This window comes from Kitasatospora sp. NPDC058243 (assembly GCF_042882025.1).
In the GTDB taxonomy this organism is placed as follows: Bacteria; Actinomycetota; Actinomycetes; order Streptomycetales; family Streptomycetaceae; genus Kitasatospora.
The window spans coordinates 1-12027 of record NZ_JBHVWW010000117.1 but is presented as its reverse complement, the minus strand read 5'-3'; the positions used below and the strand labels follow the sequence as shown (position 1 = coordinate 12027).

11 protein-coding genes are annotated in these 12027 nt (G+C 74.7%); 5 read left to right on the top strand and 6 right to left on the bottom strand.

What is annotated here, in order from left to right; all coding sequences use genetic code 11:
• The first annotated feature begins 236 nt into the window (after positions 1-236).
• Complete coding sequence (locus ACFVX9_RS38775) at positions 237-1241, top strand: glycosyltransferase family 2 protein (RefSeq protein ID WP_380377294.1); 1005 nt, start codon at positions 237-239, stop codon at positions 1239-1241.
• Positions 1242-1415: 174 nt separating this feature from the next.
• Positions 1416-4337, top strand: coding sequence for an FAD-binding and (Fe-S)-binding domain-containing protein (locus ACFVX9_RS38770; protein ID WP_387986905.1), 2922 nt, complete (start codon positions 1416-1418; stop codon positions 4335-4337).
• Here the strand turns inward: ACFVX9_RS38770 and ACFVX9_RS38765 are convergent.
• Complete coding sequence (locus tag ACFVX9_RS38765; RefSeq protein ID WP_380495438.1) at positions 4334-4840, bottom strand: hypothetical protein; 507 nt, start codon at positions 4838-4840, stop codon at positions 4334-4336. The two genes, ACFVX9_RS38770 and ACFVX9_RS38765, sit on opposite strands and share 4 nt — an antisense overlap.
• A gap of 41 nt (positions 4841-4881) precedes the next feature.
• Entirely contained in the window at positions 4882-5394 is a 513-nt protein-coding gene (locus ACFVX9_RS38760; protein ID WP_387986902.1) for a DUF1453 domain-containing protein, read from the bottom strand.
• 79 nt (positions 5395-5473) lie between these two features.
• On the opposite strand from ACFVX9_RS38760, the gene ACFVX9_RS38755 reads away from it, so the two are divergent.
• On the top strand, positions 5474-6097 hold the full coding sequence (locus ACFVX9_RS38755; protein WP_380377302.1) for a TetR/AcrR family transcriptional regulator: 624 nt from the start codon (positions 5474-5476) through the stop codon (positions 6095-6097).
• Positions 6098-6160: 63 nt separating this feature from the next.
• Here ACFVX9_RS38755 and ACFVX9_RS38750 read toward each other — a convergent pair whose 3' ends face one another.
• The 3 genes from ACFVX9_RS38750 to ACFVX9_RS38740 form a co-directional block, all read right to left on the bottom strand.
• Positions 6161-6619, bottom strand: a complete 459-nt coding sequence (locus ACFVX9_RS38750; protein WP_380377304.1) for a CBS domain-containing protein — start codon at positions 6617-6619, stop codon at positions 6161-6163.
• A gap of 77 nt (positions 6620-6696) precedes the next feature.
• Entirely contained in the window at positions 6697-7668 is a 972-nt protein-coding gene (locus ACFVX9_RS38745; protein ID WP_380377305.1) for a slipin family protein, read from the bottom strand.
• Between the two features lie 369 nt (positions 7669-8037).
• A complete protein-coding gene (locus ACFVX9_RS38740; RefSeq protein WP_063346448.1) occupies positions 8038-8955 on the bottom strand; it encodes a PIG-L deacetylase family protein in 918 nt (305 codons plus the stop codon).
• Positions 8956-9249: 294 nt separating this feature from the next.
• Here ACFVX9_RS38740 and ACFVX9_RS38735 point away from each other — a divergent pair, with 294 nt between their 5' ends.
• Complete coding sequence (locus ACFVX9_RS38735) at positions 9250-10032, top strand: uracil-DNA glycosylase (RefSeq protein WP_380377307.1); 783 nt, start codon at positions 9250-9252, stop codon at positions 10030-10032.
• Positions 10033-10126: 94 nt separating this feature from the next.
• On the opposite strand, the gene ACFVX9_RS38730 is transcribed toward ACFVX9_RS38735, so the two are convergent.
• Positions 10127-10900 (bottom strand): SDR family NAD(P)-dependent oxidoreductase, encoded by a 774-nt coding sequence (locus ACFVX9_RS38730; RefSeq protein ID WP_380377309.1) that lies wholly within the window; start codon positions 10898-10900, stop codon positions 10127-10129.
• Positions 10901-11047: 147 nt separating this feature from the next.
• Between ACFVX9_RS38730 and ACFVX9_RS38725 the strand changes: the two genes are divergently transcribed.
• Complete coding sequence (locus tag ACFVX9_RS38725) at positions 11048-11899, top strand: helix-turn-helix transcriptional regulator (protein ID WP_380377310.1); 852 nt, start codon at positions 11048-11050, stop codon at positions 11897-11899.
• Positions 11900-12027 lie beyond the last annotated feature (128 nt).

Genomic DNA, 12027 nt, shown 5'->3' with positions numbered 1-12027 from the left:
TTGTTCTTTGGGAAGAACCCCCCGTGGCGCAAACACAGAGCTGACGGATCCTCGACCACCCCCGCCCCCAAAATCACCCCCGTTTCGTGGGCCCGGCGCGTTCCGGCTGTCGTGGACGCGTCCGGCAGGCCGCGTGAAGATATGGCGTACGGTCGTACGATTTGGCGGGGATTGCTCGGTATTACGCACCGTCAGGGCTTTGCCACGGTCAGCGCGTCCTCTTACGCTCCGGCGTCATGCCCTCACCCCTCATCAGCGTCGTACTCCCCGCCTACGACCAGCACAAACAGCTCGCGGACTGCCTGGACTCGCTGCTCTCACAGTCCCTCCAGGACGTCGAGGTGATCGTGGTCGCCGACCGCTCCCCCGACGCCGCGGGCGAACTCGCCGACGCGTACGCGGCCCGGCACCCGCGGCTGTCGGTCCTGCACCTCAACGCGGCGGTCGGGGTCGGGGTGAGCCGGAACGCGGGGGCGGCGCGGGCCACCGGCGAGTACCTGCTGTTCCTGGACGCCGACCACCAGCTGCCCCAGGACGCGTTGCAGACCCTCGCCGACCGGCTCGGGCAGACCGGCCCGGTGGACCTGCTGCTGTTCGGCCACTCCCGCCGGCACAACGACCGGGACTGGCCGGGCGGAGCGGAGTCGCTGCTCGCCGAAGCCGGCCCCGAGGTGTTCGAGCCCTTCGACCAGCCCGCCCTGTTCGGCGCGCCGCCGCTGGTCTGGGACCGGCTGATCCGCCGCGGCCACTGGGAGGAGCTGCGGCTGGCCTTCCCCGACGGCCGGTACGAGGAGATCCCGGTGGTGCACGCGGCACTGCTCGGCGCCCGCCGGGTCGCCGCGCTGGCGCGCGAGTGCGTGCAGCTGCGCCGCCGGGAGACCGTCCACCCCACCGGCTCCCCGGGCAGCGGCGTGTTCGACCTCTTCGACCAGTACGAGCGCAGCTTCGCGCTGCTGGAGGACCAGCCGCACCTGTACGCGGTGCGGGACGCGCTGTTCGTCCGGATGATCCGGCACTACCTGTTCGTCTTCGACCTGGCCGGGTGCGTCACCCGCGCCGAGCGGCCGCAGTTCTTCCACCGGGCCGCCGAGCACCACCGGCGCTTCCAGCCGCCCGGCCACCGGCGGCCCGGCGGCCGCGAGGGGATCAAGTTCTCGCTGCTGGCCGGCGGCGCCTACCCGGCGTTCGAGATGGCCAAGCTCTCCCACATCGCCCGCGGCACGCTCACCGGGCGGCGGTGACCGGACTCCGCACGTGCGCGACCCCGCCTCCGCAGGCGGCGGGGCCGAGGTCCTGTCCGGGCGGCCGCCGACCGACACCCCATCGGCGGTACCCCGGTCGTGGCCGGTACCCCTGCGGGCGCGCGGCTGCCATGATCGGCCGGAGCCGTCGCCGCACCCGCCCGGAGGTCCCTGGTGAGCCGTCCGTCCGCAGCCCCCGGGGCCGAGCTGGCCCGCGAACTGGCCGCCGTACTGCGCGGGGAGGTCCGCTTCGGCACCGCCGAGCGGACCGTCTACAGCCACGACGCGTCCAACTACCGGCAGCTGCCGCTCGGCGTGGTCAAACCCGCCGACCTCGACGACGTCCGCACCGCCGTCGCGCTCTGCCGTCAGTACGGCGTGCCGGTGGTGCCGCGCGGGGCGGGCACCAGCATCGGCGGGCAGGCGATCGGCCCGGGCGCGGTGGTGCTGGACTTCCGCCGCCACCTCGGCGCCGTCCTGGACGTCGACCCGCAGGCCCGCACCGCCCGGGTCCAGCCGGGCACCGTGCTGGACGACCTCCAGCGCGCCGCCCGGCCGTACGGGCTGCGCTTCGGCCCCGACCCGTCCACGCACAGCCGCTGCACCCTCGGCGGCATGATCGGCAACGACTCCTGCGGCTCGCACTCGCTCGCCTGGGGGCGCACCTCGGACAACGTCGAGCGGCTGGAGCTGCTGCTCGCGGACGGCACCGAGCTGACCGTGGGCGGCCGGCTCACCCCGCAGGAGCGCGCCGCGCTCCGTGCCCTGCCCGGGCGGCCCGGCGAACTCCACCGGCAGCTCCAGGAGTTCACCGACCGCAACCTCGCCACCATCCGCCAGGGCCTGCCCGCGCTGCCCCGCCGCACCTCCGGCTACCCGCTGGACGCCCTGCTGCCCGAGCACGGCCACGACCTGGCCCGCGCGCTCACCGGCACCGAGGGCAGCTGCGCGGTGCTGCTCGGCGCGACCGTCCGGCTGGTCGAGGAGCCGCCCGCGCGCGCCCTGGTGGTGGCCGGCTACCCCGACGAGGGCGCCGCCGCCGACGCCGTCCCCGCGCTGCTGCCGCTCGGGCCGCTCACCGCCGAGGGCATGTCCGCCGACCTGATCGCCGCACTGCTCGCCGCCGGCCCCCGCCCGCCCGCGCTGGACCGGCTGCCCGCGGGCGAGTGCTGGCTCTTCCTGGAGACCGGCGGCGCCACCCCGGTCGAGGCCTACCAGGCGGCCCGCCGGCTCGCCGACGCGGTGCGCCGCGAGCGCTCCGCCTCCGTCGCCCTCGTCACCGACCCGGCCGAGCAGCGCCAGCTCTGGGCCGTCCGGGAGGCGGGCGCCGGCATCGTCACCCGGCTGCCCGGCGGCGGCGAGGCCTGGCCCGGCTGGGAGGACTCCGCCGTCCCGCCCGAGCGCCTCGGCGACTACCTGCGGGACCTGCGCGCCCTGCTGCGCCGGCACAGCCTGCACGGCGTGCCGTACGGGCACTTCGGCGACGGCTGCGTGCACCTGCGGATCGACTTCCCGCTGGACGAGCCCGCCGGGGTGCTGGTCTTCCGGGAGTTCCTGGAGCAGGCCGCCGACCTGGTGGTCTCCTACGGTGGTTCGCTCTCCGGCGAGCACGGCGACGGGCAGGCCCGCGGCGAGCTGCTGCCCCGGATGTACCCGCCCGAGGTGATCGCCCTGTTCGGCGAGTTCAAACGGATCTGGGATCCCGAGCACCTGCTCAACCCGGGGGCGCTGGTCGACCCGCGCCCGCTCGACGCCGACCTGCGCTTCGTCACCGCCCCGCGCCGCCCGCTGCCGCTCGCCCTCCCGTACGAGCAGGACGGCGGCAGCCTGGCCAAGGCCGTGCACCGCTGCGTCGGCGTCGCCAAGTGCGTGGACCCGAACACCGGGGTGATGTGCCCCAGCTACATGGCCACCGGCGAGGAACGGCACTCCACCCGGGGCCGGGCCCGGCTGCTGGCCGAGATGCTGCGCGGCATGGCGGCACCTCCCGGCCGCCAGGGCGGCGCGGCGATCGCCGACGGCTGGCGCTCGACGGAGGTCCGGGAGGCCCTGGACCTCTGCCTGAGCTGCAAGGGCTGCGCGAGCGACTGCCCGGTCCATGTCGACATGGCGACCTACAAGGCCGAGTTCCTCCACCAGCACTACCGGCACCGCCCGCGCCCGCTCGCCCACTACTCGATGGGCTGGCTGCCGCTCTGGCTGCGGGCCGCCGCCCTCGCCCCCGGCGCCGCCAACACCCTCGCCCGCTCCCCGGCCGCCGGGCTGCTCAAGCTACTCGGCGGAGTCGACCGGCGCCGGGTGCTGCCGGTCCTCCCGCCGGAGACCTTCACCCGCTGGTACCGCCGCCACCGCACCGCGCACCCGGCCCCGGCGGGGGCACGGCCGGTGCTGCTGTGGCCGGACACCTTCTCCGACCACCTCCAGCCGAACGTGCTGCGCTCCGCCGTCGAGGTGCTGGAGCACCTGGGCTTCGACGTGCGGCTGCCCGCCGGCCCGGTCTGCTGCGGCCTGACCTGGTACTCCACCGGCCAACTAGGCACCGCCCGCCGGGTGTTGCGGCGCAGCCTGCGGACGCTGGCCGACACCGGGCTGCCCGCCGACACCCCGGTGGTCGGGATGGACCCGAGCTGCACCGCCGCCCTGCGCGAGGACCTGCCCCGACTGCTCGGCCCGGACGGCCGCCCGCTCGCCGAACGCACCCGCACCTTCGCCGAGTTCCTCGACCAGTACGCCCCCGACGCCCCGCTCCCGCACGTCCCGCTGGACGCCGTCACCCAGACCCACTGCCACCAGCACGCCGTCCTCGGCAGCGCCGCCGACCGCCGGGTCGAGGCCCGACTCGGCCTGCACAACCGGGTGCTGGACTCCGGCTGCTGCGGCCTGGCCGGCAACTTCGGCTTCGAGCGGGGCCACTTCGAGGTGTCCGAGGCGATCGCCGAGCGCGTCCTGCTGCCCGAGGTCCGGGCCGCCGCCCCCGACACGGTGATCCTGGCCGACGGCTTCAGCTGCCGCACCCAGATCACCCAACTCGCCCAGGGCCGCCAGGCCCTGCACCTGGCGGAACTGATCGCCCGGGCGCTTCGGGGGCGCACTTAGGGCGCGGCGTGCTCGCCGAGGAAGGCCCCGGCGCGGGCCGCGGCCTCCTCCTTCGTCGGGTAGCCGCGGTCGGCCGCGCCGCGCGCGCCGTCGGCGCCGACGCCCGCCCAGCGCCAGCCGCCGGATTCCTCCTCCTGCCCCAACTCGGCCGTTCCGCCGAACAGTTCGAGCATGCCCTGCGGCGCCGCCGGGCGGGCCTCCGGCCACTTCTTCCGGGCGCCCTGCCGGGTGATGCCCCAGGCCGCACCCAGTTGCTCGTAGCTCGCGCCGTAGGAACCCGCCGTCGCCGCCGCGATCGCGGTCAGCCGCTTGACCTCCGTGTCCACCACCTTCCAGGTGGCGAGGACGGAGAGCGCGACCTCGGCCGGGTCCGCGTTCCACATCCGGTCCTCGGGCAGCCCGGTCTCGCGCGAACGAACAGCCCTGGCAAGGGGGTTCAGTGCGTCACCGAGCGCCCTGGCCAGCTCGGACCGCTCCTCGGGGGTGATCTCGATCGATGTCATGCGACAACCATAGTTACCGAACCGGCCTACGACAACCAAAGTTACCGCCTGATTCGATCCGCGCCGAGTGACGGATTCAGACCCCGTCGCTCGGGCGCGAAGGGAAGACCCGCGACGAGCACCCGGCAGCCGACCGCCAGGGCCTCACCGAGGAAGCCCACGCCGATCGACAACTGCACCGGCCGGGCATCCGGAGCGAGACCGCAGCGGCCGGCGAGGAGGCCGAAGCCCGCCATCACCGCGAGGGAGCCGGCGGCGACCAGGAAAGTCCGGCCGGTGTACCGCTGCCACGCCACACCGTCGCGCTCGAACAGCGCGACGGTGATGCCGCGCAGCACCCCGAGTCCGACGCCGAGCGCGGCACCGGTGGCCACCCAGGCATAGTCACCCGCACCCAGACCCGGGCGCCGCACCAGCGACCAGAACCCGATCGCGGTCAGCACCACCGGCGGCGCGAACAGGTCCCGGGCATTGAGCGGCTCCCCACGCAGCCGCCGGATCACCACCACCGCGACCACGACGGCGATCAACCCCGCTTGCAGCCAGACGTTCATCGGCACACCCCTCCCCGGGAGTTTTTTAGCTCGACCATGCTAAATCAGCAATTTAGCTCGACCGTGCTATAACGGCAACATGCCCAAGATCGTGGACCCCGCGGAACGCCGCCAGGCCGTCGCCGACGCCGTGCTCCGCGTCGCCGCCCGAGAGGGACTGGAACGCGCCTCGCTACGCAACGTCGCGGACGAGGCCGGGCTCGCCATCGGCTCGGTACGGCACTACTTCGCCGGCAGCTCCGAACTGATGATCTTCGCGATGCAGGAGCTGGCCCGCCGCATCGACAGCCGCATCCGCACCCACGCCCGCACCCTGCTCGACCCGGAGGGCGGCACCGACCGCCGCACACAGGTCGAGGAACTCCTCACCGAGACCCTCCCGCTGGACGCCGAGCGCCGGGAGGAGTCCGCGCTCTGGCTGTCCTTCGTCACCGCTGCCCGCACCCGCCCCGAACTCCGCTCCCGCGCCGCCGAGTTGCAGGCCGGACTGGACGGGCTGATCCACCGCGTCCTGACGGAGGCCGAGCGCTCCGGCGCCCTGGCGCCCGGCCTCGACCTCGCCGTCGAGACCCGCCGCCTCTCCGCCCTGCTCGACGGCCTCACCCTCCAGGCCGTCCAGCACCCGGACCTGGTCGGCCCGGACGAACTGCGCGCCGTGCTGCGCCGCCACCTAGACACGCTGGCCGGACGATGCCCTGATTGATTCGCCGCGTCCCTGATCCGCCACAGCTGGCACTGACCCCCCGGCCCGGATCAGCCGACGCCGTCAGGCCCCGGCCTTGGCCGCCTCCTCCGCGGGCGCCTCCTCCGCGCAGACCGCCGACACGAACTCCGCGACCCGGGCCTGCGGCAGCCCGCGCGCGATGTCCGCCTCGCTGATCATCCCGACCAGCTTGTGCTCCGGGTGGTTGATCACCGGCAGCCGGCGCACCCGGTACTGCTCCATCACCCGTAGCACCTGCTCCGCGTCCTCGTCCGCCTCCACCGTCATCGGCCGGCCCAGGGCCAGCTCGCCCGCCGTCACCGCGGCCGGGTCCCGGCCCTCGGCGACGCAGCGCAGCACGATGTCGCGGTCGGTCACGATACCCAGCAGCTTGTCGTCCTCCCCGCAGATGGGCAGCGCGCCGACGTGTCGTTCCCGCATGATCCGGGCGGCGGCGGCGAGCGTCTCGTGCTCGCGGATGCACTCCGCGCCCGGGTGCATGATGTCGCTGGCTCTGGTCATGGTCCCGCCTCCTGGCCTGGCTTCGGCTCCCCTGTCCATCCTGGTCCGGGCCCGCGGAGGCCGCCACCGGGCGCCGGTCAGGCCGCCTGGTCCGGCTCCGCGCGCCCGCCCGGCGCGTCCGCATCCGGCACCGGCGACTGGTCCAACAATTCCTCCAGCGGCGGGAGTTCGTGCTTCGAGCTGTCCTGCTCGACCTCCGCCTTCGCCGCCTCCTTCCCCTCCACGGCGGCCCGTTCGGCGGCCTTCGCCGCTGCCGCCGCGGCATTCACCGCAGCCCGCTGCTGGTTGTCCGTCGCGCTGTCCAGGAAGCGCAGCAGCTCCACCGGGAAGGGCAGCACCAGCGTCGAGTTCTTCTCCGCCGCCACCTCCACCACCGTCTGCAGCAGCCGCAGTTGGAGCGCCGCCGGGGTCGCGCTCATCACCGCCGCCGCCTCCGACAACCGGGCCGAGGCCTGGAACTCACCGTCCGCCGTGATGATCCGCGCCCGCCGCTCCCGCTCGGCCTCCGCCTGCCGCGCGATCGAGCGCTTCATCGACTCCGGCAGCGCGACGTCCTTGATCTCCACCCGGTCGATCTCGATGCCCCAGCCCAGTGCCGGGCTGTCGATCATCAACTCCAGCCCCTGGTTGATCGGTTCGCGGTTGGCCAGCAGGTCGTCCAGCTCGCTCTTGCCGATGATCGAGCGCAGCGAGGTCTGCGCCACCTGGGAGATCGCGAAGTGGTAGTCCTGCACGTTGACGATCGCCTTCACCGGGTCCTCGACCCGGAAGTACACCACCGCGTCCACCCGGACGGTCACGTTGTCCCGGGTGATGCCCTCCTGCGCCGGGATCGGCATCGTCACGATCTGCACGTTCACCTTGCGCAGCTTGTCCGCGATCGGCAGCAGCCCCACCAGCCCGGGCTCGCGCACATCCCTGCGCACCCGGCCGAAACGGAACACCACTCCCTTCTGGAACTGCTGGACGACCCGGACGCTCAGGCCCGCCCAGATCGCCCCCAGCCCGACCAGCCCCCCGATGGCACCCAGCACCGCATCGACGATCATCGCGGCCTCCTTGCGGCCTCGGCGAGGCCTCCTCGCGCACCAGCCAGCCCCGGCCGTCGCCGACCCGGCCCAGCCGGGGGCCGCCGGAGCAGCTGATTCCACGCTACGCCTGCCCGGCCAGGCCGGCGCAGGGCCGATACGGGCCCGGCACGAGCTCGGTGCACGGCCGATGCGGGCCCGGTGCGAGCCCTAGGAGGGCTTTGTCAGGTCCTGTGGTGGGGGTCGGGGGGTTGTCCGGCCTCGAACGTCGCTGCGAGACGATCACCCGCTCGGGGATCGGTGGGGCGGTGGTGACCGGTTCGTCCCGCGGGGTTGAGCGGGAATCCGGGTCGGGCCGTCCGCCGACAGCCCGACCCCGGCCCTGTTCTGTTACGACCACTCCGGGTGCGGGGCCGTGATGCTCCCGAACTGGTACGAGTTGTTGGGGAGGGTGAAGACGTACTCGTGCGGGTCGTTGTGCGCGGACTCCAGCTTGTTCGGGACGCTGTGGTAGCCGAGCGCGTAGAGGTTCCGGGACGGGGCCCAGGTGTTGTAGCAGTAGATGGCGTTGCGCTTGGTCGCCATGTGCGCGGCAGGGATGTCCAGCACGTAGGCGGCACCGTTCGCGCGGGAGCCGAGCGGCTGGTCGTAGGCGTAGACGAAATTGAAGCGCACGTCGGTGAGTTTGCCCTCGCGGGCCAGTTGCACGGCCGCGTCGGCGATCGCCTTGTGGGTGTCGGTGATCTCCAGCCAGCCCGCGGTGAACTTGTGCGAGGCGCCCGGGTACTGCCGCGCGATGGACGCGATCTTCGACTTGACCGTGGCGACGAACCGGGCGAAGGCATCGGGCCCCCCGTAGGGGGAGTCGACGATCTTCAGGTTGATCACCTTGTCGACCCCGAGGGTGGCGGCAGAGGCCATGAACTCGGCCGTCCGGCAAGGGACGATCTTGCTGCTGCCGTCGGTCGGCCAGTTCACCCCGTGGTGGCCGCCGGCCGCGCAGGGGTGCCGGTCCGAGCCTGTGGTCAGCGGGCAGGGATCGGTGTTCATCAGCTTCGCCAGCCCGTCGTTCTCTCCCCGTGTCACCAGCACGAGGTACACCGGCCGGCCGGCCGCCTTGTGCTCCAGGATCGCCCCGGCCAGGCCCAACGCCTCGTCGTCCTGGTGCGGCGAGTAGAAGATCGCCGGCGGTGCCGCCGCCGACGCCTCGGTCGCCCACATGCCGGAACTCAGCACCGTCGCGCCGGCCAGCGCGCCGGCCGTCAGGACCTGCCGTCGAGACGGACCCGCGTACCCGTTCTCCACCATTGTTGCCTCCCGGTCCCACCGGACCTTCTCGCCACCGCCCCGATCACCGGGCCCAACCCGGTCGACGGGCCACCGTCACCCGGCGGTTCAACCAGGCCACCGTCCAGACCGCCCAGCGGGTGCGGCCGGACAGGGCCCAGTAGGGCTTTGTCGGGCGCCACGGATGGTCAGGCGAGGGGAGGGATGCCTCACCCGCCCAGGCCCCCTGGACCGGTGCCTGCCCGATATGCGACCGACCCGCATCCGCCCCGCTCCCACCACAGGACCTGACAAAGCCCTACTAGGATCGGGGCCATGCCGCAGTCCGCCGCCGCCGACGACCCCGGCCACCCCCGCCACCCCGCCGAGGCCGCCGCCCGCGCCATCTCGCTCACCGCGCTGGACCGCGTCGTCACCGACTGCCGGGCCTGCCCGCGCCTGGTCGAGTGGCGCGAGGAGACCGCCCGCACCAAGCGCCGCGCCTACCTGGACTGGGACTACTGGGCCCGCCCGATCCCCGGCTTCGGCCCGCCCGACGCCCCGCTCGTCCTGGTCGGCCTCGCCCCCGCCGCCCACGGCGCCAACCGCACCGGCCGGATCTTCACCGGCGACCCGTCCGGCGACCTGCTCTACGCGGCGCTCTACGACCTCGGGCTCGCCAACCGCCCCGAGTCCGTCCGGTACGGCGACGGCCTGCACCTGCACGGCGTCCGCATCACCGACCCGGTCCGCTGCGCCCCGCCCGACAACAAGCCCAGCACCGCCGAACGCGACACCTGCCGCCCCTGGATCACCCGCGAACTCCAGTTGCTGCGCCCCACCGTACGGACCGTCGTCGCCCTCGGCGGCTTCGCCTGGCAGGCCCTCCTGCCCGCCCTCGCGCAGGCCGGCTGGCAGGTCCCCCGGCCCCGCCCCGCCTTCGGCCACGGCGCCCTGGCCGTCCTCCCCGCCACCGACGACGGCCCCGCCCTCCAGCTGTACGGCTGCTACCACGTGAGCCCGCGCAACACCAACACCGGCCGCCTCACCACCCCCATGCTCCGCGCCCTGCTCCGCACCGCCGCCCGGTCGGCCGGGCTGGAACCTGCGTCGGAGTAGGCCCGACGGCACCGACCCCCGTACGGTGCCGTCGGACCCGCCCCGACCAGCCGGGCCCCCGACCGACCGGGCCCCCAACTGATCGGGCCCGCACTCAGTCGAACCGCCGGGTCGCGGTGATCCCGCCGTCCACCGGCAGGGTCACCCCGGCCACGTACGACGCCCGGTCGCTCAGCAGCCAGGCCGCCGCCTCCGCGATCTCGGTGTCCGCTCCCGCCCGGCCCAGCGGGGTGGAGCGGACCACCAGGGCGTCGAACTCCGGGCCGGACGCGAAGAACTGCTCCGTCGAGGGCGTCCGCACCACGCCGGGCGCGACGGCGTTGACCCGGATGCCGTGCCGGGCGTAGTCGGCGGTGGCCGCCTTCACCAGGCCGGTCAGGCCGTGCTTGGCGGCCTGCTGGACGCCGTCCCCGAAGCCGCCCACCAGCGCGCCCACCCCGGAGTTGAGCACCACCGCGCCGCCCCGACCGCCCGCCGCCATCGCCCGCAGCTGGGCCCGCAGGCAGAGCCAGCTGCCGCGCAGGTTGAGCGCGTGGGTGTCGTCCCACTCGGCCTCGGAGCGCTCGGCGAGCGGGGCCGGCGACAGGCCGGAACCCGCGTTGTCGAAGGCCGCGTCCAGCCGGCCGTACGTCGTGAGCGCCGCCTCGACCGTCCGCTCGGCGCCCTCCGCGGTGGTCAGGTCGGCGGCGACGGCCACCGCCCGGGCCCCGCCGGCCCGCAGCTCGGCGGCCAGCGCCTCCACCTCGGCGCCGGAGCGGGCGGCCAGCACCAGCAGCGCGCCCTCCCGGGCGAACAGCCGGGCGGCGGCTGCGCCGATGCCGCGCCCGGCGCCGGTGACGATCGTGACCTTGTCGTCGAGAAGTCCCATGCGGCGAGCCTCCCGGCGCCCCGCCCGGGCCACCAGCGGCCAGCCCTTCCCGGGGACGGGCCGACCAGGGACCAGCCGACCAGGGACGGGCCAGCCAGGGACGGCCAGGTCCTGGCTAACCCCGCCCGGCTGTGGCAGCGTGACCGCATGCCCGAGACCCCGCTGGGCGCGTTCCTGCGCGCCCGCCGCGCCCGCCTCGCGCCCGCCGAGGCGGGCCTGCCCCCGGCCGGGCGCCGCCGGACGCCCGGGCTGCGCCGCGAGGAGGTGGCGGCCCGCGCGGGCATCTCCGCCGACTACTACGCCCGGCTGGAGCAGGGCCGCCAGCGGGTGCCCACCGGCCCGGTCCTCGACGGCATCGCCGAGGCCCTGCAACTGGCCGGGGCGGAGCGCGCCTACCTGCACCGGCTGGCCGCCCGGCACCGCGCACCGGCCGGGGCGCCGCCCGAGCCGCCGGCCGTCTCCGCCACCACCCTGGCGCTGCTGGACACCCTGGACGCCGCGCCCGCCTTCGTCACCGGCCCGACCTTCGAACTCCTCGCCTGGAACCGCCCGGCCGGCCTGCTGATGGCCTGGCCGGAACGGCGCCCGCCCCACGAGCGCAACCTGCTCTGGCAGGTGTTCTGCTGCCCGTACGGGGACCGTTCACAGGGCAACCTCGCGGCCACCGGCTCGATCGGCGCGGACCTCGTCGCCTCGCTGCGCGCCCACCACGCGGACCGCCCCGGCGACCGCGGGCTCACCCGCCTGGTCCGCCGGATGTCCTCGGACAGCCCGGCCTTCGCCGCACTGTGGGACCGCCACCGGGCCGGGCCGCCCGGCCCCGGCCGACTCCACATCCGCCACCCGGCCCTGGACACCGACGTCCTGGACTACACCGTGCTCGCCCTGCCCGAGGAGGGCCGGTACGTCTTCGCGTGCCTCGCCCCACCCGGCAGCCGCGCCCGCCACGCCTTCGCCGCCGCCCACGACGCGGCCCCGGCCCACGCGGCGCCGTTCTAGGTTGGGCCCAGGTTTGGCCTAGCCGAACCGCGGCAGCTTGCGCCCCGCCGCCCGGGCCCACACCTGGGGCAGCCGGGCCCGGGCCGTCTCGGCGGCGGTGAGCTGGCGGGCGTAGAGCACCCCGAGGC

Excerpts from the sequence above, each read along its gene's own strand:
- ACFVX9_RS38730 (WP_380377309.1), bottom strand. The coding sequence starts at position 10,900 with ATGGGACTTCTCGACGACAAGGTCACGATCGTCACCGGCGCCGGGCGC.
- ACFVX9_RS38725 (WP_380377310.1), top strand. The coding sequence starts at position 11,048 with ATGCCCGAGACCCCGCTGGGCGCGTTCCTGCGCGCCCGCCGCGCCCGC.
- ACFVX9_RS38740 (WP_063346448.1), bottom strand. The coding sequence starts at position 8,955 with ATGGTGGAGAACGGGTACGCGGGTCCGTCTCGACGGCAGGTCCTGACG.
- ACFVX9_RS38765 (WP_380495438.1), bottom strand. The coding sequence starts at position 4,840 with ATGACATCGATCGAGATCACCCCCGAGGAGCGGTCCGAGCTGGCCAGG.
- ACFVX9_RS38760 (WP_387986902.1), bottom strand. The coding sequence starts at position 5,394 with ATGAACGTCTGGCTGCAAGCGGGGTTGATCGCCGTCGTGGTCGCGGTG.
- ACFVX9_RS38755 (WP_380377302.1), top strand. The coding sequence starts at position 5,474 with ATGCCCAAGATCGTGGACCCCGCGGAACGCCGCCAGGCCGTCGCCGAC.
- ACFVX9_RS38735 (WP_380377307.1), top strand. The coding sequence starts at position 9,250 with ATGCCGCAGTCCGCCGCCGCCGACGACCCCGGCCACCCCCGCCACCCC.
- ACFVX9_RS38750 (WP_380377304.1), bottom strand. The coding sequence starts at position 6,619 with ATGACCAGAGCCAGCGACATCATGCACCCGGGCGCGGAGTGCATCCGC.
- ACFVX9_RS38775 (WP_380377294.1), top strand. The coding sequence starts at position 237 with ATGCCCTCACCCCTCATCAGCGTCGTACTCCCCGCCTACGACCAGCAC.
- ACFVX9_RS38745 (WP_380377305.1), bottom strand. The coding sequence starts at position 7,668 with ATGATCGTCGATGCGGTGCTGGGTGCCATCGGGGGGCTGGTCGGGCTG.